The sequence below is a fragment of the Endozoicomonas sp. PH6C genome, from assembly GCF_059322965.1.
The window spans coordinates 5,667,251-5,690,416 of record NZ_CP185342.1 but is presented as its reverse complement, the minus strand read 5'-3'; the positions used below and the strand labels follow the sequence as shown (position 1 = coordinate 5,690,416).

The window sequence follows — 23,166 nt, the reverse complement described above, 5'->3', positions numbered from 1 at the left end:
TTTTTTTGGAGTACAGCCACCACATTCAAGTAATGATTGGCATTTTATTCTAAGCTCTCCCCTGCGCCAGTTAATGCGATCCGGGAATGTCTGGGCAGACTTGGTGTTCAATTATCGTAACCGCAGCAGGACCATTTTAAGTACGACAGCTTCCCAATATCTAAGTACCTGGCCGGTTGGTTTCGCATATTCTGGCGAGTGGATTTTTTCATCCTTCAAGGCGCAACGACGGGCGCGTAGCCGAAGCTACGTAACCAGAGTTGGAACGCAGAAGGATGGAAAAAGCCGCCGTCCAGAATATGCGAAACCAACTGGTTAGGTACTTATATTGGGTATCTTTTAATGGGTCATGGAGTGGAAGTTGTTGAGTATAAAAACCGGTATATCTTTCTTGTGCCTGGCCTGGCTATTTCTGGCCGTGTTTTGTACGTATTCTACTGATTTGTACGGTGATACCATTCCAGATAGCTCATCTTATTGTGCACAGTTTTCTGTTCCCGGTGTCTCTGTAAGTTTTTCGTTGAACCTGGAAGATGTCGGGGCTGCGGCGGTTGTGCAGCTGGCGGTATCGTCTGCAATCGTGTTATCAGAGTTAGTTTGTCAGGGTCATGCCGTGCCCTGTAGTCCGGTTATCTATCCTCTTTTGCAGGTTTACATTATTTCGGCTGGTCTGTTGCACCGTTTTCTTTTGATTGATGCTTTCCGGCAATGGGCTTCGTGGCTTGTATTTTCCGGTTCGCAGTGGAACCCCGTGAGAATACCCGATGCTGCCACTGCTGAGGCTGGCACTTTGAATCCGGTGCTTGGCTACTCGACTCTGGCAGAAGCTGATCCAAACTATCAGATACGGCACGATAATTTTGCCAGCCTGCACAGCCTTGTGGCCTATGTTACCGAGCTTAATAAGCAGATCACACCCGGTCAGTCGGTCGTGAAAAGTCGTGATGGAAAAGCCCAACTGCAGGTTGTGCAACAGGATACCACTGCAACCGTATTCTCGATCATTCTACCCAACAGTGACAACACGACCAGCACTTATCAGGTGGGGAGTAATCAGGGCATTTTCTGGATAAAAAAATTTAATGACATCAATGTAGAGCGGTATCAACAGGTTGTTTGGAGCGAACCGAAAGAAGGAAGTACTACTGCTTGTTTAACCGTCCAGCTTATTGCTCCAGAGAAAGCAAATGAGTCTGGCTTGCAACTCGCAGTAAGGGTGCCATCCTGGCTGACTCACCGGCTTCTGGCGGTCAGCACTGAAAAGACTATAGCTAAGTTCAGCCGGTTGTTTCTGAATTGGTATTGGTCGGCTTATTTAATGTCTGAACCGGTGAAGGCTATGATGTCCCGGCGACATCAAGAACCAGGCTTGCAAGGGCTGTCTCCTGTGGTTCCTGCCTGCTACTCCGACAATCAGCATTGTTTTGGCTGGATGACCACGCAAGGTTTTTCTGCTGGCGTTGTTCCACAGTCACATATGATGGATGCACCTGCAGAGGAAAATAGTTTTTCCAGCAGCGGAGAAAGCTTCACTCTCAACAAACCTGAAGAAAGGGAGCCAGAGGGTTCCGGGGCGGGTGAGGGTGAGGGAGCCGAAGGTGGAAAAGATAAGGACAAAGGTGAAGGCTCCCCATTTTCTGAAAAGCCACGTTTGTCACCCGTCGCGTTACCTGAGAGTCTTCTGTGGCAGGAGACAGAGCAGTTTTTTTTAAACAGTGGATTGAGTGTGGGGCAGTCACCCGAAGTCGATCTTCAGGATGCCTACGACTTAATGCGCAAGATGAGCCATGCAGGCATGCTGCAGGTTTTACCTGTTGAAGGTCAGCCGATGAAAGACTGGGCAATGGTTGTGAGTAAGCGTCTTGCTCGTTATATCAATCACCCCATAAGTCCAGCAAGTGATGCAGATCAGCCTGCTTTTTCTGATCACAGTCGTAGTCGTTATGATGAGTATGTTGTACCCATGACGCAAGATATGTTTAATCGTGTCGTTGATAGCTTTGATAAATATGACCAGTTTGCTCAGACTATTATTAATCTGCGCGATGGCCTCAAGGATATTATCGAAGCCTTTTGTGTAGAGAAAGAAACGGGTAGCTGCTTGTATGGAGGAGAGTCTGTAAGAGCGTACATAACCAAATACGGGTTTGGACATCAGCTTAAATTCAAGGATAACGAGCCTGTTACGGATGATATTGATGTGCTGCTTGGGTACGACAAAGTAGACGATTTAAAACAGTGGCTGGAAACAAAACTGGTTGGTTTTAAAGTATCAGAACCCCGTAAAAAAATGTTGTTTTCTTTTCCCGGACAGAGGCCTGATCCTGAAGCCTATAACCTGTATGTGTTTGATTTCGAGGTTGATAGCGGGTCAATCAACGCCTTCCTCCCAAGCCTGGATGTCGCTATGGCGATTCCTGGATCAAAGGCGACTTTTCAGTCAGAGGAACTGGTTATTTATGAGAGCATCGTCAGGGGGCTAAACGCTGATGCGTTGGTTCGCAATACCTCTGTTCGTAAGCAGGGCAAGCATTGGGACCGTGCCCTCTATTTGAAATCGGTTTTTTCACAGAATTATTTCTTCAGTATGCTTTTAGACGACATAGATCGGCAGACAGGTGAATTACCATTACAGCCAACTCACAGGAGTACTCATTCCAAGTCAGCCACGATTGAAGTGATGAAGGAGCGCATTGATGAACTGACCTGTGAATTAAATAATAAGGAACAACAATTAAAAATTTCGAAACAAAAAGTTTTGGATGCTTTAAAAACTAATGAAATCAGTCTTGCCAAAAAGGAAGAGGAGCGAAAGCAATTATTTCATGAATTTCAGCAGAAGCTGGCGAAGGAAGGTAAAGAGATAGCTGACAGGAAGTCTGCTAATAAGAAAATGGGTGAAAAAATATTGTTATTAAATAAACTGAATAAAAGCTATGAGGAAAAAAATGTAAATCTTGATAAAGAAATAAAAAGTCTTGAGCAACAACTAAAAAAAATAAAGCAAGATCTGGCTCAAGCTCAAGATAAAAGAAAGGGGATTGATAGGTATAAAGAAAAAATCAGTCAGCTTGATCTTGAAGTGCTCAATATTAAAAAAAAGTTGGAAGTATCAAATATCAGGTGTGACGAATTGCAGGCAGATAATGAAAGGCTTAAAAAAGAAGTTTCAGAGTATAAAAAAACACATGAAAAATGCCTTGAAGTCGATAATGAAACCTCGAAAAATTTAAAAAAGCCAATTAATAATGTTAGCCACCGACTAGACCAGAATAATAAGCTAACCGGCAAAAAAAACAGACGTAAAGCTAAATTAAAAAGCTCAGAACGATATGAGTATGAATCGACTAAAAGGTCATGGCTCAGAGCTTTTTTGGTAGGTATTTCAGTTTTTATAGGCTACAAGCTAGGCGGCTACGTGGCGCTAAAATACATGCAGGAGTCCGGTAGTGATGACATAGAAAATCCTTGCCTTAATTTAGATGATTACACAGGATTAAATAGGTATATACTGCAGACATTGTGCGGTCTCGATAAAAATTACAGAGTTGTTGATTATCAGATTTTCTCGTTCATTCGTAAAAAAGCAGCTTTTGAATTTATGAATAAAAAAACTTTCTTCGAGAACCAAAGAGCACAAAAAATACAGAAGGGAAGCAAGGTTATATTAGCTCATGCCAGGTACTACCTGCTATCTCAAATGACAACAAAGCAACTCCTGCAGGTTGTAGGTGGCATCAGAGCTGGCAAGGAATCGGTGGGTGATAAACTTTTATTGAATGAAATTATCCCTGGTGTTGTTGATTATTGTGGCTTGATGCCTGATAAAAAATGGCAGTACGACTGTGGTCGTATGGCAGTACAAAGAATGCTTTCTAAGCAATTTGAGAATGAGTATTATGTTGTTGTCAATGGAAGAAGAGATATCAAACTTGGAGATTCACACAGGGTTATCAATTTCCTTCCTGTGTGGGACATAACTTCAGAAAAACTGCGCTGGTACGATGTTTGGCCCTATCGTCTTGACAACGAAGGATATGCCATTCTGGGCAATATAGCTGAAAAACAAAATGCTGTATTTTTACTGTCAGAATGCAAAGATAGAAATATTAAAAAAGAGATTAAGTTAAAAGTATTCTCTAATTATAAGTGGCTCGACAAAGTTTTTAAATGTGCTGTGAAAACTGAAATAAGTGCGAATCTTGATGCAGTTTTCTGGTGGAATCATTATTATCCGGAGGCGCATCGCAGTACAGCTGGTTGTGATGATGGACATGGGCCGTACTACGGGGCATGGAAATATATCGATAAGTAGTTACCCGGAGCTGTCATGCCAGCTTCTGAGCCTGGGCAAAACTGGGCCGACTTTTGCCCTGCTACCACTCAAGCAGTTTTTCGGGCTTCTGTTTTAGCTTTCTCGCCAGATCAGCAGGAACCATCCCGGGGGTGCTCTCTCAATTTGATAACTGACTCATACGTCAATTAACATTTTCCCAGACATGAAATTAGACCAAAGCTGATCCCAGCGTCCTTTGCTTTGGATTAGAGATCTTGTTGCCAAAAGAACTTCTGCACCAGTGGGTTTCCACCTCATCCCTGAACTACACAATCGTTGTTTTACCAGTGTCTTACATGCCGCTTCTGTCACTCCGGAACCTATGGGCCAGTTATGCTTAAGAGCCTGGTGATATTTCATCAGATGGTGATTGTTTGTAAAGTAGGTCACTGCCTTGTAACGCTTTTCGGTCAGTGCAATTGTCTTTTTCGGAAGCTCGGCTGATTCAATTTCTTCAAGTATTTTCCTGGCTGCTCCACGCTTATTTTTCAAGCTATGAAGCCTGTCTTCAAGCCAGTGATGCCGCTTTGATTTACTGGTTGGAAACAGCGCTTCTGCTGCCCCTGCCAGATATTCTGATGCATGATAAAAATCAAGTATCTGAGCTGTGGTATGTTGTTTAAGATAACGCCAGTTTTCTTTGGCACCATCAGCTACTCCAACATATGTCGCTTTTGGATAGAGCCGTTTGAGCTCTGCAATTTCCTCGTTAAGCTTACTCGTGAAGCCCTGCTTGCCATATTCTGGTGAGCTCGCAGTATAGATGGTGTGGAGCCTGTCGCCATCCGCAGAATAAAGACTCAATGTTCCACACATTGCTTCTCGCCAGCCTTCTTCACAAAGCAGCATGCAGGTGCCATCCAGTCCGATAGCGATTGTTTCCACAGGTTCTGTAAGTGATGGCAAGTCGTAGCGAGTGTCTTTCAGGTCTTCGACTAACGCACCTACTCTGTCGGATAAATGCTTGATGTACGAGTTTGACAGTACTCTTTGATGATTGGTTTCAAAATCTTCTTTTACAGCAGGAGCAGGCATCTGACTGTATTTCCAGGCAAGCGTCTTGGCAAATTTGGGTGTAGCAGAGCCAACGATTCCAGTGCGAAGATCAAGCGGTGCCAAAGTGCTTCCACCCCTTACCCCCTGATAAACAGAACGTTCCATGGGTACGCGCCCGTATAAGGTTTCATAGTGCTTCAGCACTTTTCCCTTGTAGCTCCACTTCTGCTGGTTAACGACGATGGGTTCTTTATTAGGTGGCTCAAATAGCTTCAGTAACTCTTGGGTTCCGAGCTGCCCTGCTTCATTCAGTGCTCTCTGCAAACCATCTTCAAGATTCAGCATGTTCCCAGAATTGATAGGCACCTCAATCTGAAGGACAATAGTTTTCTCTCGGCGGGCAATGACAGAAGCAGACATGGCGGGTTACCACTAAGAAAAGGTGTCTCCATAATAGCTGTAAATTGAGTGTACATTTGTTTCAATCATTCAGAGAGAACACCCCATCCCGGCACGTTCCCGCGCCCAATGGACAATCTCTGGGTTGATCATGGCTTCGTTCATTATTGGCGTCCATCGTGTAATGGTTGGAACGGTATCATTATGAATATTCCATCGGTAGGTGTTATTAGAGGTTTACTGCCAACCTCCAAAACAGATCTCAAACACACTCTGGTTGTTTAAGTAATCTTTACCTAAAAATCCACATGAATGTCGTCGTTAAGATTTGCAAAGTTTGTTGCGTATTCTGGTCAGCAACGACGCTGTATGACTATTGTCGGGTGCGAAAAATGGTGAAACAAAAGTAGTGCGATTATGTACTACTTTTGTAGTGTTCATTTATTGGTTTTCATTACAGGAGGGCTGACAATGTAGAAAGTACATCATAGAAGTCATGTCTTATAGAAATGCTCATCGTTGAAAATAGCGATCTAAAATTTGCCTTCTGAAAAAATAAGACACCCATAAAAATAAAAACAAGACATTCAAAAAATAAAATAAATAAAATAAAATAAATAAAATAAGACACCCATAAAAATAAAAACAAGACATTCAAAAATTGTATTCCCAAAAAGGATCAGAAAATCTATCTTCAAGTAGCGTATCATCGAGCTACACATCGCCATCCAACGAACAGAGGCTGTTCAAGCCATAATTCAGACAATGCAAATTCATTCCGACATGAGTCGAAGAGAGATAAAGAGAGGGTCTTTGACGTCTTAACTGACTTCTACGCTAACCTATCATATACAAACGACTACAGACATTTAAACCTCGAAGCCACTTCTGTCCGGCTTCAAGTGCATAAGCCTTCATCGCCTCCAGACGGCCAACTGCCCGATAAAAACGATTATTCCATTGCATGGTTTTCAGCCACTCATCCGGATCAATTTCCAGTCTTTCAAGAATACGAGGGATATGCGACGGGATGGAACCTTTCTTATCTGTTCTGACAATGCGACCACTCCAGTCAACCAGTTCCAGATAGTCGTGAAGAAGGTAGGGAAGGGCAACGTCCGTATTCTGGCCCTGCGAACAAAAAGGTTTCAGGGTCAGCGGCTGCTTTTTAGTCTCAGAATGTGTAACCTGCTCCACGCGTTCCTGAATCGACGTGTAGTCTGATGCTTCCGGTGTTTCCACCTTTCCAGCCCGAATCGGATTCAAGTCAACATAGGTCATGCAGGTCAGTAACGCTGCTTCGTCCAGCAATGCCTGGCTTTTAAAGCGTCCTTCCCAGAAGCGTCCCTTACACTCGTCTTCTTTGTTGGCCTCACGAGCAAGATGTTCATTCAGGCAGCGCATAAACCAGCTGATATCCGTTAAACGACGCCGGTATTCCTCAGCATATTCATCAATACGGGCCAATTCAGCGCTGCCCAGTTTGTCAGCGGCCAGATGCCTTTGCACCAGAAGTGGACCTCTGAACAAGGTCGTCCAACGATGCAGCACTTCATTCCGTGACCATCTCCTGGCAGATGACTGATTGATATGCAAAACCACATGATAATGATTCGACATGACAGCGTAAGCGCAAACTTCGATAGCAAAGACTGAAACCAGTTCCTGAAGTTTATCCACCACCCATTGGCGGCGATGCTCGTAATTCTTGCCAGTCAGGTGGTTCTCTCCACAGAGGTAAGCCTGACGAACACATCTTGCCATGCAGTGGTAATAAGGCGTTGAGCCGGGGTCAATCAGAGTATTGCGGGGCTGAGCCATGAACTCACCTGTCTGGGTAAAAAATCAGTGATGGGTGAAAAAGTAGACCAGGTGGATGGGAAAGCAAATTTATGGGTGTCTTTTTTTCTTTTTTCTTCTCTCCCGCTCAAGCCAATCCCAGTAGCCGGGACAGATGTCCATAGCATAGTATTGGTTTTTCGCTTGGATAAACGTGTTCGCGTCCAAAAGGTATTGCATCAACAGCTCACCCTACATTGAGAGATTAACCATTCAGAGATTTGGTAAATTCGTTGAAAGTACTGATCTTACTGATATTCAAAAGCCGGGAAGCATCCCTGAGCAGTAAGCGCCCCTCGTTTGCGGCACCAACAACAGCCGTAGAAAAAAGAATGCCATTGCGCGTTTTCAGATTCAGGTTAAAAGAACCGCCACCGCTTTTTTTATTTCGAAACTTTTTCAGTTCAGAGTGGTAAAACTCAAGATACACCTCACGAGGTATCAGACCAAGATCGTAAGCACGACGAGCCAGTACCATAGAGCTGACCTTATACTGCTTTTTTAATCCTGCACAGTTTTCCACCAGACCGATCTGAGCCTGCCAGTCATTCATCAATGCCTTACCAGGCACTAGAAACTCGGCAGCAACACGGTTACAGAATATTTCTTCCTTTCTCTGGTGCCCTTGTTTAGAAACATCATCCAGCGGCATATTAGAAATACCGCTGTTACCCACCCATAAATGAGCAAGTTCATGAATCAGGGTAAACAAACGGGCAGCCGGGGCATCGGCAGCGTTGATAAAAATCAATGGCGCATACTCATCACTAATGGCAAAGCCGCGAAACTCCTCAACAGACAGCTTTCTTGTGGTGTTACTGCCAACAATACCACTGCGCATTACCATAATGCCGACAGACTCCGCCCGTTGAACCAGCATGCTAAGATATTGCTCCCAGTTTCCGGCCTCTTCCCGTGCCTTGGCAGTTACCTCCAGTGTTTGGGCAATATTTTCAGCAACACGGACTGGGTCGTCATTAAAGGAGCAGCGTCCTATAAACTCAACTTTGTCATTCCCATTTTCAATCTGGTACTCGCGAAACCACTCTTGCTTGAATAGTACGTCATTTAGGAGCTCACGGAAATCCTGTCCCAAATCGGGGGATACCCGGCTGCCCACAGTACGCAGATCAGGTATGGGCAAGGGCACTTCAGGAGGCTCTTTAAGAAAAAGATAACCAAAAGGAACCCGGAGCTGTCTCGCCAGCTTCTGAGCCTGGGCAAAACTGGGCCGACTTTTGCCCTGCTCCCACTCAAGCAGCTTTTCGGGCTTCTGTTTTAGCTTTCCCGCCAGATCAGCAGGAGCCATCCCGGCACGCTCCCGCGCCCAATGGACAATCTCCGGATTGATCATGGCTTCGTTCATTATTGGCGTCCATCGTGTAATGGTTGGAACGGTATCATTATGAATATTCCATCGGTAGGTGTTATTAGAGGTTTACTGCCAACCTCCAAAACAGATCTCAAACATACTCTGGTTGTTTAAGTAATCATTACTTAAAAATCCACACTCAGGAAATCTCCACCAAATCCCCCTTAGCCTCAAGCCAGCTCTTGCGATCGCCAGCCCGCTTTTTAGCCAGCAGCATGTCCATCTCTTCACGGGTCAGCTCAAAGTCTTCCAGTGTTAACTGAACCAAACGACGAGTGTCGGCAGACATGGTGGTTTCACGAAGCTGTAACGGGTTCATTTCACCCAGACCCTTGAAACGCTGTACGTTGACTTTGCCCCGTTTCTTTTCGGCCCTGATTCGTTCCAGAACGCCTTCTTTTTCTGCTTCATCGAGAGCGTAGTAAACTTCTTTGGCGACATCGATTCGGTAAAGGGGAGGCATGGCTACATAGATATGTCCCTGTTCTACCAAAGCTCTGAAGTGTTGTACAAACAGTGCACAGAGTAGGGTGGCAATGTGCAGACCATCAGAGTCGGCATCCGCCAGGATGCAGATTTTACCGTAGCGCAGACCGTCGAGTTTGTCTGAACCGGGGTCAACGCCCAAGGCTACAGAAATATCATGAATTTCACGAGAGGCCAGTACTTCGCTCGAATCCACTTCCCAGGTGTTCAGGATTTTACCGCGCAGTGGCAGAATCGCCTGATATTCACGATCCCTGGCCTGTTTTGCAGAGCCCCCTGCAGAATCACCCTCGACCAGGAACAATTCGGTGTAATTCAAATCCTGGCTTGAACAGTCTGCCAGCTTTCCGGGCAGGGCTGGTCCCTGAGTGATTTTTTTACGGGCTACTTTTTTGGACTTGCGCATCCGCTTCTGGGCGTTATTGATGCACAGTTCTGCCAGCAGCTCACCCTCTGCATGGTGCTGGTTCAGCCAGAGACTGAAAGCATCTTTGGCAACGCCGGAAATAAAGGTAGCGCATTCTCTCGAGGACAGACGTTCTTTGGTTTGACCTGAGAATTGGGGGTCAGCCAGTTTGGCTGAGAGAACGTAGGAGCAGTTTTCCCAGATATCGTCCGGGCCCAGTTTGACGCTTTTAGGTAAAAGGTTGCGGAATTCACAGAATTCGCGAATCGCTTCCAGCAAACCGGTTCTTAAACCATTGACGTGTGTCCCGCCCAGGGGAGTTGGAATCAGGTTGACGTAACTTTCTGTCAGCAATTCACCGCCTTCAGGAAGCCATTGTACTGCCCAGTCGACTGCTTCTTTTTCACCCTGCAGTGAACCTGTGAAAGGTTCCTGTGGCAGGGTTTCATATTCCCGGGTCGAACCTTTCAGATAGTCGGTGAGGCCATCTTCGTAGTACCACTCATCGCTATCGCCGGTGTGGTGATCGAGAAACTCGATGCTCAGGCCGGGGCAGAGTACGGCTTTGGCACGCAGTACGTGCTTGAGTTTGTTGACCGAGAATTTGGCTGAATCAAAGTAGCTGGCATCGGGCCAGAAACGAACCGTTGTGCCGGTATTGCGACGTCCACAGGTGTCGATCTCGTGCAGATCCTGGTCTTTGTAGCCATCCCTGAACGTAATCAGGGAGACTTTTGCGTCTCTGCGAACAGTGACTTCAAGACGTGTCGACAGTGCGTTTACAACCGATACCCCCACTCCGTGCAGACCACCAGAGAACTGGTAGTTCTTGTTGGAGAATTTACCACCGGCGTGCAGCCGGGTCAGGATCAGCTCTATGCCGGTTATTCCGTGTTCCGGATGAATATCCGTGGGCATACCCCGGCCATCATCAGTGACTTCCAGAGAGTTATCCTTGTGCAGGATAACCTTGATCTTGCTGGCAAACCCGGCCAGTGCCTCGTCGACACTGTTGTCGATGATTTCCTGAGCCAAATGGTTGGGCCGGGTTGTGTCTGTGTACATGCCCGGACGTTTGCGAACCGGGTCCAGGCCACTGAGTACCTCAATGGCTTCCGCTGTATAGTCGTTACGCATGAAATCCTTGTTGGGTCTGATTGCGCGTTAACTCATAAGTGTACCTAAAGCCTTGGCGTTAGTCAGTGTTGAGAGCACCTTATCATTGTTATGGGTATTTGTTCTCGGGATTTTAGTTCAGGGAAGACCTTTTTTATTTTGATGAAAGGGTCATGGATTGCGGTGTGGTCGGGCTGAACTCGAACGTAGGGTCAGGGTGCCTGTTTTCCCATAGCCAGAGCAGTAAAAGCAATAGCAGAGCCAGGAAGCTGGCACCGGCTAGCAGTTGGAAGCAGGCATCCCAGCCGTAGAGGTCGAGTACTTTTCCAAGTAACAGGTTGGCGGAAGTGGCTCCGAAAATATAGCCAAAGAGACCACAGAAACCGGCCGCAGTGGCTGCAAAGGGCAAAGGTACCAGATCAATAATATGAACGTGTACCAGCATGACCGGGCCGTAGATTAAAAAGCCGGTGGAGATCAGCGAGAGTACGGCGTGAGTGGTGTCGCCCGGTGGTGAGTTCCAGTATGCAATGACCGAAATGAGTACCAATGCCATAAAAAGTGCATTCATGGGAGCACGCTTGCCTTTGAAGTGCTTATCGCTCACGTAGCCGCAAATAAGGGTTCCGGGAATAGCGGCGTACTCAAAAGCGAAGAAAGCCCAGCTGGAGGCGTTGAAGCTAAAGCCTTTGGTTTCTGTCAGGTAGACTGGAGCCCAATCAATAACACCGTAACGAATGAAATAAGTGCAGGCGTTCACGACGGCCAGAATCCAGAGCGGTGGCAGAGTCAGGCAATGCTGGCCGAACAGCTGAAGCGTTCGGACAAAGGACGTCTTGTGTCGTTCTATCTCCAGTTCTTCCGGCAATTCCGCAGAAGGCGACGGTAGCTGGCATTGAGAAGGTCTGTCCCGTAAGAGCAGATACCCCAGTATGGCAATAATGATGGCTATAAAAGCTGGAACGTAGAACTTGCTTTGCCAGCTACCGAAGAGTGTTACTGCCAATATGGCAATGGGCCCCAGCAGGCCGCAGCCGACATTATGCGACAGGTTCCAAATGCTCATGGCTGTACCACGCTCTTGCCTGACGAACCAGTGAGCAATCAATTTGGCGCTGCATGGCCATCCTGAACCCTGTATACAGCCATTGAGGGCCAGGGTGATCACTATCATTATCAACGGGAACTGAAGCAATGGTGAAAAGCCAAGAACCAGAGAGAGTATCGCCGAGCCCAGAAGGCACAGAGGCATTAACTTACGGACATCAATACGGTCTGCCAGATATCCCATGGCCAGATTGCTGATTCCATAACTGAGGGCCAGTGCTGATAGCGCCATTCCGAGTTCAGATTTGCTGTAGCCTTCTGAAATCAGGTCGGGCATGACCATGACAAAGTTTTTCCGAACCAGGTAATAGGCCGAATAAGATAGAAAAGCCCCAAGCAGAATCTGCAATCTTAATCTTGAATAGCGTTCGTGCTGCTGTTTGGAGTAGCCATCAGGGACAACAGAGCATTTAAGGAAAGATCTCATGAATACTTCCATGAACTTTTAAGAAAAAGTGGAACACGTCAGGATAGAAGGGGCCGAAAAAACAAAGGTGGCAGTGTTTTTACGGAAAAAAAATCTTTTACCAGCGGAGGAGACGAAAGATTATCTTTGTCGTTCATCTGTTCAGACTCAAAGTCAACTTAGGGAATAATGTAGCACCATTCAGAAAAAACGCCTGTCGAATTAAAGTCTTATAAGGGTGATGTCATGAAAACCAGATATAAGACCACTATGGTTGAGCAGGGAGGCTGCGTCAATGCAGCCTTATCTTAATGAGGGCTCAGTCACGCTCGCGAAGGTGAACAAACCAGTAGCTCAGACCTACCATGACACCACCACCAATAATGTTGCCGATGGTTGCAGGGATGATATTCATGACAATCATGTTGAAGGCAGTGATATTGCTGAAAGAGTCTGCACTATAGCCTGTGGCTGCCCAGAATTCAGGCGCGGCAATGTTTTTGATCAGCAAGCCCATAGGCAGCAGGAACATGTTGGCAATGGAGTGCTCAAATCCGGCTGCCAGGAAGCAGGCGACGGGTAATGTGCAAGCGAGCATTTTTCCGGCTGCAGAACGTGCGCTCAGAGTCATCCAGTAAGTGAGACAGACAACAAGATTACAGAGGATACCCAGCATCATGGCCTGAATGAAATTGTGACCCATTTTGGCATTGGCAATGTACATGTAGTTGATACCTACCTCACCATGAGCGCCCTGGTATTGACTCACTCCCATGAGCATGGCCACCATGAAAAAGGCACCGGTCATGTTACCAAAGTAGACCAGTGTCCAGTTCCTGGTGATCTGGGCTATGTTGAGACGACGGGTGGCGCGACCCATCAGCAACAGGGTATTACTGGTAAACAGTTCGGCTCCACAGAGTACGACCATCATCAGACCCATGCTGAAAGTCAGTCCACCGACCAGCTTGGTCATACCATAGGGCAGGCCCTCTGTTCCTGTGGTAACGATGGTGTAAAACATGCCAGCCAGAGAGATAAAAATACCGGCCAGAACGGCAAGGACAAAGGTCACTTCAGGGTGCTTTTGAGTTTTACCCACAGCGGCGTCTTCTGCCAGACGGGCAATTTCAGAAGGAGGTACGCAGCCAGATTGTGGGTTGTTGTCGGTTTGCATGTCGGGGTCCAGAAGGGAAAGAACGGCCAAACTTAATGACCATGAGCGATTGAAGCTATTTCTCGTAGAGCTATTTCGAGTAAAACTATTTCGAGTAAAACTATTTCTCGTCACCCATCGTTGATGAAAATGGTGAGAAGTTTTTTCATTAAGAAAAGATAGTTTATCAATATGGGAGTCAGATGATCAGAAGGAGAATTCGTGAGTTGCTTTCAGGATTCACTCGTTGAATGGTTGACTTGTTTCGGCTTTTCCGGAGAGGATAGGGGAAAGATCCCTGTTCCAAATCGTGATTCCCGGAGAAAGGATAATGAACGGCGGTCCTTCAATCTTCGCAGTCTGCATCATGCTTTCCGTAAATACTCTGGCAGATGATGCCGACTTTATCCCTGTAGAAACCGGCGGTGAGGTTTTGAGCAGCCAACAACCAGCAAGCAGCCACACTTTTGGTCTTCGTGCTTATTCGTTGATCGGTGATGGTCTTTCTGTTCCCGATACTCACAGCTCTGCTTCAAAAAACGGTCTGTTGATTGATTACTACCCCTTTGAAAGTGGCTTCAGGGTCTCTGCAGGAGCATTTTCGGGCGACTCGAAGAAACTGGGGAAGGCCTATTTTTCTGGTGAAGGGCAGCAAGCCTATGTCGGTGTCGGTTGGAAAAAACTTCTTGATGATGCAAAACGAGTCGATCTCAGTGTTGACTTAGGTACTTTTCTGGACACAGGCCCTGAAGCGGTAGAGAGCACTGTTTCGGAGTCTACAGCCAACACGTTATTGCAACGTACCAGGTCTGACAGTAGAGATCAGCCTGTCATCAGTCTGGGGATTGAATTCAGGTTCTGAAATGCGGTGAATGCATCTGGCTTTCTGTTTTTTAATGGCTTGTAAAAAACCGTCTGAACGGTTCCAGACGGTTTTTTTACGAAGCTTAAAGAGTCGTTGCTGTTTTTATAGTCTCTTTGGGTTCTTCGGCCAATGCAGAGGGCTTTTTCTTGTCCCGGGTAGCATTTATATGAATGCCCTTAAGAACATTAAGAGCCAGGCTTAACTGATAATCTTGCTCGGCCAGAGAACCCGACTCGTCCTTCTGCTTGTCTTTGAGCTGTTTGCTTTTCTTGTGTTTGCCTTTTTCAGTCTTTTTATTGCCGTTGGTAAGATGACCCTGCAAGTCCGCCTCCTTGTAATCGGATACGTCTTCTTCAGGTGTCACTTTAGCCCTTGGTACAAAAATATCAGGCTTTATACCCTCGGCCTGAATTGAACGACCATTGGGCGTGTAATAGAGAGCCGTAGTAAGTTTCAGACCTTTCTCTTTATTATTTCTCAGAGGTAGTACGGTTTGAACGGAGCCTTTGCCGAAAGATTCGGTGCCGACCAGAACGGCTCTGTGATGGTCTTGCAGGGCTCCAGCGACGATTTCAGAAGCCGATGCTGAACCACCATTGATCAGCACTACCAGGGGCATACCTTCGGAAGGATCATCTTTGCTGGCTTTGAAGCTGAGCTGAGAGTTGGGGATATTTCCTTTGGTGTAGACGATCAGTCCTTCTTTGATAAAGGCGTCTACAACTCCCACTGCTGACTGAAGAACACCGCCGGGGTTATTTCGAAGATCCAGTACCAGACCTTTCAGTTTCCCGTTCTGAGATTTTTTGAGTTTGTCAAGGTGTTCAACCAGCTCCTTGTCAGACTCAGACTGGAACTGGCTCAGGCGAATGTAACCATAGCCATCCTCCAGAACCCGGGACTTGACACTCTGTACTTTGATGATGTCGCGTTTGACAACCAGGTTAATGGGTTTGGGCGCCCCTTCACGAACTATCGTTAACTTGATAGGCTCTCCGGGCTTGCCACGCATCTTATCGACAGACTCCATCAGAGTCATACCTTTCACGGAAGTGTCATCCAGCTTGATGATCAGGTCGCCTGCCTTTACACCGGCTTTCTGGGCCGGGGTGTCATCAATAGGAGCGATGACCTTGATAAAACCATTTTCCATTCCGACTTCGATACCCAGTCCGCCAAACTTGCCGGAGGTATTGATTTCAAGTTCTTTAAATTCGTCTGGTTTCAGGTAAGAGGAATGGGGGTCCAGGCCTGAAACCATACCCTGGATGGCATTATCCAGAAGCGTCTTGTCATCTATATCTTCAACATAGGCACTTTTGATAAGTTGCAGGGCCTCGGTGAAGGTACGCAATTCTTCCAGTGGCAGTGCGCCTTTCTTCTCTTCCTTTGCCGCTTTGGCATCGGCTTCTGACTCGGCGGGTTCAACCGCTGCCGGGGCGGGCTTATCTCCCCGGTCAACAGGGGCTGACCAGCCTTGCAGGGCAAACCCGGATGCCAATGCCAGCACAGCGGCTTTTATCCATTGTGGCATCGGCTGCCGGGAAGTAGAAAAAGATGTTGTCATGAATTCTCCCTGCACATTTATGGTGAAAATGCCGCTATTTCTGATCCTGCGGCAATGTTCGTGGTTTGGATGGTCCGGCATCCCGGTGGTCCGGCATCCCGGTGGTCCGGCATCCCGGTGGTCCGGTACTGAAGTATAGGCAGCTTTATTTAACAGACTGCGCTGTGCACTGTCTTTCAAGCTTCAGGTTCAGCCGGAAAAATAAGGGATAAGAAAACCCAAAGCTCTCTGTTTTATCGGTTCAACCCACCGTTTCTGCAATCTTTTATGGGACGATGTTTTATGATTCCTCTGTTACAATTTTGATAACCATGGAACTGGATTCTGCGGTTTTCCCCTGTGTCGGATTTCCAGATAGACTCCGGGTTCGTTCTGCCCCCCTGACTGACCGCTGAGTGCCAGTTCCTCTCCGGCCAGAACTGTCTCACCTTCTTTCTTCAGTAGCCATTGGTTGTGTGCGTACAGCGACAGGTAGTGATTACCATGGTCTACAATAATCAGCTGACCGTAACCTCTTAGCCAGTTAGAAAAAATGACAGTGCCGTCGTGTATGGCATTGACTTTGGTTCCGGCTTTTACCGAAATAAGAATCCCCTTCCAGCGAATTCGGGTATCTGGTCGCTGCTGGTTGAAACCGTACAAAACCCGACCTTTAACCGGCCAGGAAAGTTTTCCCCTGGACTGCTGAATAGGAGAACTGGCTGGTTTTCTGGCAGCCAGTTGGGCCAGAAGTGCCTGCAGCTGTTGCTTTTGTCGATTGAGAGAGTCCAGCTCCCGGTCATTGCTTTTGAATTGATCATTGATTCTGGAGATTAACTGCTTCCGGTCATTTCTGGATTTAATCAACCGGTCCTGTTTTTGGGTAAGGTCCGCTTGCTGTTTTTCCAGTCTGTCGTTCAGAGCCTGCTGCTGTTGTCTGTTGTCTTCTATGTCGGTCAGCGTTTTCTCGAAAGCTTCGATAGCCTCCAGCTGAGCTTTCTGAAGATGCTTCAGGTAGGTCAGGTGTCTGGATACTTCTTCCGGATCTTCCTGATTCAATAGTAACTTCAGCCGATTGTCGCGGCTGGCAAAATAAATGGAGCGTACACTGTTGGCGATGCGACTTTTTTCTTTATTTTTCTGCGCCGTCAGAGCCTGCTGACGGCTTTCGAGCTTTTTTATGTCGGCTTGCCCCTGCTCAAGAGCTTTTTCTATTTTACGAATAGAGTTTTGCAGCTGGCTTATTTCTGTTTCGGTAGATTGCAAGTGCCTCTCGGCAGATGAGCGTTCGTTGTTGAGCTTGTCCAGCAGCTTTTTCAGATGTTTAATGTCCCCGTTGATCGCCTCCAGCTGAGTCTGGGGTGATTCTTTTTCCACGGATTCTGCGTGGGCCGTTCCGCTGTTCATAAAATTGAACAGAGTCAGGACTACGGCGAACATCAGGTTTGCAGCCGTGATTCTCATACTCAAATGCCATTGATTTTTTTAGTAGATGTTTCAGTATGCCCTGAATGATCGGGCTTTCACATACTTATATGCAGGTTGCTTCCGATTTGTTTTCCGCTCCCTGTAACGTGTTATGCTGTTTCAAAAGCAGAAAGACGGCATAACCCATCTGGGAATACTGTGCAGGTAAACGACGATTTTATGAGATTTACTTTTCTCGGAACCTCGGCAGGGTCTCCTACCGCAGACAGAAATGTGACCGCAATGGCCCTGGCTCTGGATGAAAGTCGAGACTGGTATCTGGTTGATTGTGGTGAAGGAACTCAGCAGCGACTGTTGACAAAGGGCCCTCAGCGAACAGAGAGCCTTCAGCGAACAAAGAACCGTTACACACTCTCCAATCTTGCAGGTATTTTCATTACCCACGTTCATGGTGACCATATTTTTGGACTGCCAGGCTTGATCACCAGTGCCAGTATGCAGGGCAGAAGAGCCCCCTTAACGATCTGTGCACCAGAAGGTGTGGAAAGTTTTGTCAGACACTCACTCAAATGTGCTGCCGTTCGCAATATGCCCTTTGAACTGAATTTTATTCGCAGTGATCAATCGGGTTTTCACTTTCAGGATAAGAATTTTAAAGTGACTTCCCATGAGCTGTCCCATCGCGTTCCCAGCTATGCCTATCGCTTCGCAGAGAAGCCTGTTATTCAATCAATGGATCAGGACAAACTGGAAGCGTTGGGCGTGCCAAGGGGAGCGCTTTGGGGTGCATTGCAAAATGGCAATAGTGTTACCTCACCGGATGGCAGGGTTATTCATCCTCGAGATGTAAGGCAGCCGCCCCGGTCAGGCAGGGTGGCTATTATTGGTGGCGATAATGACCAGCCTGATCTGCTGATAGACGCCATGAAAGGTGTTGATGTGCTGGTGCATGAAGCCACCTTTACGGAACCTGTTCTGAAAAAAGTCGGACCCCAATATATGCACAGTACCGCCAGAATGGTGGGTGAAGCAGCGGAAAAAGGTGGAGTCAGTCATATCATCCTGACTCACATCAGTGGTCGTTATCGAAAACATGCGTCTCACTTTGCCTCATCGGTTGAAGCACTCAGAAGCGAAGCTCAATCGGTTTTCGGTGGGCAGATTGAGTTGGCTGAAGATTTTGCCTGTTGGGCTTTGGACAGGGAAAGAAAACTGACTCGAATGGAATAACGCGGAAGAGCTTTATAGCACCTCTCCCGCTTATCGGTCTCAGTGATTAGCCTGACGGAGTGAGTGCATAACCCTCAGGGCCCCAGCCGCTATCAATTGATCAGTCTCCTGCTTGTTGATGTAGGAGTAAGTCAGCCCCCATTCCTTAAAGCGTTCTCTGAATAAGGCATTGACAAAATCAATCTCGTTGATTTCGGCGTACTCTCCCAGAAAGTAAACATGGGGCTGATTGGATTTCCCCTTTTCTTCCGCTTTGGCGATCATGCCTGCAGCACGTTTCTGTATCTCTCTCAGAGTGGGTTCCATGGTGGCTTTCATATGGTCAACATACCACTCTTTGAGAGCCACTGGTGCTTCTGAATCCTGTAGTCTGAGTAACAGGATTCTATGGCCCAGCTCATTTTTTCTTTTGCGTTGGGAGTAGCGGTCAAAGAACTCCGGGCTTGATGCCTCTGAATCAATATTTTGCTTCAGATAGAAGTAGGCAGCGTTCTTATTTGATCTCAGTTTCAGCTCTTCCATACAGGTTTTTGTTCCTTCAAGACAAGCATATGCATCTGAAGTAATCTCCTGGAACTGTTGTTCAGACTTGTATTCTTCCCATCGTTTCATCTTTGCCCGACATGTCTGTAAATTGTCTTTGCAATCTGTTTCGGTATTGATAAAAAACTCGTCACTGGCGAAGGCTCCGATGCTGTGAACGCTGCCACTGGGAACGGATTTGGGGGGCTTGCGTGGCTTGGGAACCCTCATTACTGGCATCTTGAAACTATCTCTGAAATCCTCTTTGCTATCTCTATAGAACATTTTCATATCAACGGTTTTTAAGGTTCCCTGCTCCATGGAGCACACCAGATCGTAGGTGGTTTTAAAAACGAACAGCTCATCTTCAGCGTTCATCAGTTTCATAGCTTCCCCGATCAATGCGGTATCGCGGGTAGTCCTGATGTCTGTCAGAGCTATTCCGCTATCCTGAAAGGTTTCCTTAATGGCAGTTTCTGCCTGTTTCTGAATCTCGATGACATCCTGTGGGTTAAAGAAGGTGTAAAGTAAATCTCCTTCTTTGGTCGTGGCGGCATCAAAGCCAGCTACTGCATAGAGGAACGAAACCGGTGTTTTTGCAGGATCTATGCCCTTTTTGGCCAATACCGGCTTCTGCTCTGCAAGCATTTCCCGGGACATTTTTCTGGCCACAGCCACAGCGTTTCGTGAGGGGTCATAATCACCGCTCTTCATGTCGGTGCGGGTTCGTTTGGAAGCAATGTTCCCAACATGATCCAGATACGCTTCGTCGATACTCATGTCCCGCTTGATCGAGACCAGAACTCTGGGTTTGTCATTGTCCAGACGCTGAACCAGGTACATTTCGGCACGGGAATTCAAGCTCCAGAGTACATAGACCAGCTCTTCCTGAGCCTGGAGGATGGCACTGAAGCTTATGGAAAACAGGGCCACGAACAGAATAGGTACTTTTCTGATAATCATGAATTACTCCTTACAAATTCATAAAGACTCAAAGTTTAGACAGGAATTTCAGGCTTTTAGTTCCTTTGTTGTCGATATTCTTGTTTTATCAATACCTATGGTGTTAAGTCTGAAGTCGGGCAGGTTCGTGGTACAACCCATCGGGGGGGGGTAGTGAACAAAAGCATTAAGACTCAGATTATGGGCTTTGGACAGGGAAAGAAAACTGACTCAAATGGAATAACGCGGAAGGGCGTTATAGCACCTCTCCCGCTTATCGGGCTCAGTGATTAGCCTGACGGAGTGAGTCGATAACCCTCAGAGCTCCAGCCGCTATCAATTGATCAGTCTCCTGCTTGTTGATGTAGGAGTATGTCAGCCCCAAATTCTCAAGGAACTCTCTGAACAAGGCATTGACAAAATCAATCTCGATGATTTCGGCGTACTCCCCAAGAAAGTAGACATTGGGCGGATTGGACATTCCCTTTTTTGCCGCTTTGGCAATCATGTTTGCAGCGCGTTTCTTTATCTGTCTCAGAGTGGGTATCATGTTGTCTTTCATTTGAGCAACATACCACATTTTGAGAGCTGTTGGCGCTTTTGCATCCTGCAGTCTGAGCATCAGGATTTTGTAGCCCAGCTCATTATTTCTCTTGCGTTGCGAATAGCGGTCAAAGAACTCAGTGTCTGACGCCTCTGGATCAATGTGTAGTTTTAGATACTTGTGGCCTAGCAGCAGATCCACTTCTCCCAGACAGGTCTTTACATCGGCGTCGCAGGCAGATAATTCTGAATCCATCTCCTGATACTGTTGGGGAGAGATAGGTTCTTCCGATTGTGCCAGTTTCTCTTTCCATTGTGCCAGTTTCTCTTTCCATTGCGTCTGCTTTGTCTTACATGCCGTTAGAGTGTCTTTGCAAGATGTTATTGTTGTTTCGGTATTGGCAAAAAGCTCGTCACTGGCGTAAGCCCCGATGCTGTGAACGCTGCCACTGGGAACGGGTTTGGGAATCATCATTGGCATGCCAGGGGTTTCAGCGGCACGCTCCAAGTCATCACTGTACAGCATTTTCATATCGAGGGCTTTTAACTCGCCCTGCTCCATAGAACAGACCACATCGTAGGTGGTTTTAAAAACGAACAGCTCATCTTCTGCGTTCATCAGTTTCATAGCTTCCCCGATCAATGCGGTATGATGGGTAGTCCTGATGTCTGTCAGAGCTATTCCGCTACTCTGAAAGGTTTCCTTAATGGCTTTTTCTGCATGTTCCTGAACGACGATAGCATCCTGTGGGTCATAGAATATGTGTCGTAGATCTCCTTCTTTGGCCGTAGCGGCATCAAAGCCAGCCACTGCATAGAGGAACGAAATGGGTGTTTTTGCAGGGTCTATCCCCTTTTGGGCCAATACCGGCTTCTGCTCTGCAAGCATTTCCCGGGCCATTTTTCTGGCCACAGCCACAGCGCTTCGGGAGGGGTCATAATCCCCCCTCATCATGTCGGTGCGGCTTCGTTTGTAAGCAATGTTCCCAACATGGTCCAGATACGCATCGTCGATGTACATGTCCCGCTTGATCGAGACCAGAACTCTGGGTTTTTCATTGTCCAGACGCTGAACCAGATACATTTCGGCACGGGAATCCAGGCTCCAGAGTACATAGACCAGCTCTTCCTGAGCCTGGAGGATAGCACTGAAACTTATGGATAACACGGCCACGAACAAAATAGGCACTTTCCTGATAATCATGAGTTACTCCTTTTAAAATTGCTAAAGACTCGAAGTTCAGACAGAAGTTTCAGGCTTTTAGTTCCCCCGTTGTCGACATTTTTGTTTTACCAACACTTATGGTTTTAAGTCTGAAGTCGGGCAGGTTCGTGGTACAATGGCTTCCTTTCGCCGTAAGAATACTGAAAAGGCAGGCTTGTGGCGTCAGCTTGAGCGATGTGAATCGCTTACACCTGTTTCACCCAAAGTGAATAATCCAATGTCCGAATATACAAGTGTCGAAGAGCGCGTAATGAACTGCTGGCTGTCTCCTGACAACAGCAGTCGAGAAACAATTGTCGTGTTGAGAGTGGAATAATAACTCTGAGCAGGAGGTTTTCGACTCTACTCGATTTCCATGATCACAGGGAAAATCAATCAGTTATAGTTATTTTATGGCGTGAAAGTAATTTTGCAGGCAAAATGGTTTTTGTTTGCAAGCAGCAACATCCAGTCATGCTCGGTAGACCGCTGATCGGTGGCCTACCTTCACCACGGTCACCACAAGCTCGCTGTCTCTAATTTCATAGAGGATGCGGTAGACCCCTTGCCGGACTCTGTAGCGCTCTTTGCCTGAGAGCTTTTCACAACCTTGCCCCCGGGGCGTTTCTTTCAGTGCATCAATACGCTTGATAATGCGCTCTACATCCTTGCGTGGTAGCCCCTTTAAGTCCTTCGCTACCGACGGCTTAAACGTGATCTTATAGAGTGCCATCAGCCTTTAACTGCTCCAATAAATTCTCATAAGTAATTTCAGGCTCTCCAGCTCTATCATCAAAGGCTTTAAGGTCTTCCCTATCCTCGCTCATAAGGCGCTTTACAGCCTCATTAACCAGGTCTGAGATAGAGGTCTCAGAACTGGCTGCTCTCATCTTTAAAGCCTGATGAACTGCCGGGTCTAGATAGACCGTAGCCCTCTTGGTCAATGTGGCCATATCCAACACCTTTGTTGTATTAACGTTTTGTCATTATAACTACTGAATAAGTATAATGACAGGTTCCCGGAACCCAGTCCGGGAGACTGTGCGGTAATCCTGAAAGACTGGACGCGGTTGTTATGAGTTCGATTCCTTATCCCTCTCGGGATGTCCGGCCTGCAAAATTACTTTTACGTCAGATTTACTCGAAACGTCATCTGAAGCCCACCGGAATGAATTCGCAAGCCTGGAATAAGCAGCAGGGATCAGAAACACTTGGCTCGTAAAACATAGAGCTGAAGTTTGTAGTAATGTGGATGACTGTGCAGAAT

General features: G+C 46.9%; 17 protein-coding genes. 4 read left to right on the top strand and 13 right to left on the bottom strand.

Going from position 1 to position 23,166, the window contains the following annotated elements; all coding sequences use genetic code 11:
- Positions 1 to 364 precede the first annotated feature (364 nt).
- Entirely contained in the window at positions 365 to 4,315 is a 3,951-nt protein-coding gene (locus ACOMG9_RS20735) for a hypothetical protein (protein ID WP_448218278.1), read from the top strand.
- A 156-nt stretch (positions 4,316 to 4,471) separates the two neighbouring features.
- Here ACOMG9_RS20735 and ACOMG9_RS20730 read toward each other — a convergent pair whose 3' ends face one another.
- The 7 genes from ACOMG9_RS20730 to focA all read right to left on the bottom strand — a co-directional run bounded on the left by ACOMG9_RS20730 (position 4,472) and on the right by focA (position 13,670).
- Positions 4,472 to 5,752, bottom strand: coding sequence for an ISKra4 family transposase (locus ACOMG9_RS20730; protein ID WP_494529308.1), 1,281 nt, complete (start codon positions 5,750 to 5,752; stop codon positions 4,472 to 4,474).
- Positions 5,753 to 6,568: 816 nt separating this feature from the next.
- Positions 6,569 to 7,552 carry a transposase gene (locus ACOMG9_RS20725; RefSeq protein WP_494529325.1) on the bottom strand — a complete coding sequence of 328 codons (984 nt, stop codon included), beginning with the start codon at positions 7,550 to 7,552 and terminating at the stop codon, positions 6,569 to 6,571.
- A 69-nt stretch (positions 7,553 to 7,621) separates the two neighbouring features.
- Entirely contained in the window at positions 7,622 to 7,750 is a 129-nt protein-coding gene (locus ACOMG9_RS20720) for a DUF4411 family protein (RefSeq protein ID WP_448218276.1), read from the bottom strand.
- Between the two features lie 25 nt (positions 7,751 to 7,775).
- Positions 7,776 to 8,936 (bottom strand): ImmA/IrrE family metallo-endopeptidase, encoded by a 1,161-nt coding sequence (locus ACOMG9_RS20715; protein WP_448218275.1) that lies wholly within the window; start codon positions 8,934 to 8,936, stop codon positions 7,776 to 7,778.
- A 145-nt stretch (positions 8,937 to 9,081) separates the two neighbouring features.
- Positions 9,082 to 10,971: a DNA topoisomerase IV subunit B gene (gene parE / locus ACOMG9_RS20710; RefSeq protein ID WP_448218274.1), complete on the bottom strand. Its 1,890-nt coding sequence runs from the start codon at positions 10,969 to 10,971 to the stop codon at positions 9,082 to 9,084.
- A gap of 133 nt (positions 10,972 to 11,104) precedes the next feature.
- The gene (locus ACOMG9_RS20705; RefSeq protein WP_448218273.1) at positions 11,105 to 12,484 is read right to left on the bottom strand and encodes an MFS transporter; all 1,380 of its coding nucleotides are present in this window, start codon (positions 12,482 to 12,484) and stop codon (positions 11,105 to 11,107) included.
- Between the two features lie 298 nt (positions 12,485 to 12,782).
- The gene (gene focA, locus ACOMG9_RS20700) at positions 12,783 to 13,670 is read right to left on the bottom strand and encodes a formate transporter FocA (RefSeq protein WP_448218272.1); all 888 of its coding nucleotides are present in this window, start codon (positions 13,668 to 13,670) and stop codon (positions 12,783 to 12,785) included.
- Positions 13,671 to 13,950: 280 nt separating this feature from the next.
- Between focA and ACOMG9_RS20695 the strand changes: the two genes are divergently transcribed.
- On the top strand, positions 13,951 to 14,481 hold the full coding sequence (locus ACOMG9_RS20695; protein ID WP_448218271.1) for a hypothetical protein: 531 nt from the start codon (positions 13,951 to 13,953) through the stop codon (positions 14,479 to 14,481).
- Between the two features lie 85 nt (positions 14,482 to 14,566).
- Here ACOMG9_RS20695 and ACOMG9_RS20690 read toward each other — a convergent pair whose 3' ends face one another.
- Both ACOMG9_RS20690 and ACOMG9_RS20685 read right to left on the bottom strand, forming a co-directional pair.
- Entirely contained in the window at positions 14,567 to 16,051 is a 1,485-nt protein-coding gene (locus ACOMG9_RS20690; RefSeq protein ID WP_448218270.1) for a S41 family peptidase, read from the bottom strand.
- 294 nt (positions 16,052 to 16,345) lie between these two features.
- On the bottom strand, positions 16,346 to 17,494 hold the full coding sequence (locus ACOMG9_RS20685; protein WP_422135324.1) for a murein hydrolase activator EnvC family protein: 1,149 nt from the start codon (positions 17,492 to 17,494) through the stop codon (positions 16,346 to 16,348).
- A 183-nt stretch (positions 17,495 to 17,677) separates the two neighbouring features.
- On the opposite strand from ACOMG9_RS20685, the gene ACOMG9_RS20680 reads away from it, so the two are divergent.
- Positions 17,678 to 18,688 carry an MBL fold metallo-hydrolase gene (locus tag ACOMG9_RS20680; protein WP_448218269.1) on the top strand — a complete coding sequence of 337 codons (1,011 nt, stop codon included), beginning with the start codon at positions 17,678 to 17,680 and terminating at the stop codon, positions 18,686 to 18,688.
- A 39-nt stretch (positions 18,689 to 18,727) separates the two neighbouring features.
- Here ACOMG9_RS20680 and ACOMG9_RS20675 read toward each other — a convergent pair whose 3' ends face one another.
- Positions 18,728 to 20,173, bottom strand: a complete 1,446-nt coding sequence (locus ACOMG9_RS20675) for a hypothetical protein (RefSeq protein ID WP_448218268.1) — start codon at positions 20,171 to 20,173, stop codon at positions 18,728 to 18,730.
- A 262-nt stretch (positions 20,174 to 20,435) separates the two neighbouring features.
- Entirely contained in the window at positions 20,436 to 21,899 is a 1,464-nt protein-coding gene (locus ACOMG9_RS20670) for a hypothetical protein (protein WP_448218267.1), read from the bottom strand.
- A 136-nt stretch (positions 21,900 to 22,035) separates the two neighbouring features.
- On the opposite strand from ACOMG9_RS20670, the gene ACOMG9_RS20665 reads away from it, so the two are divergent.
- Positions 22,036 to 22,236: a hypothetical protein gene (locus ACOMG9_RS20665; protein WP_448218266.1), complete on the top strand. Its 201-nt coding sequence runs from the start codon at positions 22,036 to 22,038 to the stop codon at positions 22,234 to 22,236.
- Positions 22,237 to 22,371: 135 nt separating this feature from the next.
- Here ACOMG9_RS20665 and ACOMG9_RS20660 read toward each other — a convergent pair whose 3' ends face one another.
- Together ACOMG9_RS20660 and ACOMG9_RS20655 are read right to left on the bottom strand one after the other, a co-directional pair.
- Entirely contained in the window at positions 22,372 to 22,632 is a 261-nt protein-coding gene (locus ACOMG9_RS20660; RefSeq protein WP_494529324.1) for a type II toxin-antitoxin system RelE family toxin, read from the bottom strand.
- The gene (locus ACOMG9_RS20655) at positions 22,619 to 22,852 is read right to left on the bottom strand and encodes an RH3 domain-containing protein (protein WP_448218264.1); all 234 of its coding nucleotides are present in this window, start codon (positions 22,850 to 22,852) and stop codon (positions 22,619 to 22,621) included. The genes ACOMG9_RS20660 and ACOMG9_RS20655 overlap by 14 nt, the downstream gene beginning before the upstream one ends.
- Positions 22,853 to 23,166: the final 314 nt, after the last annotated feature.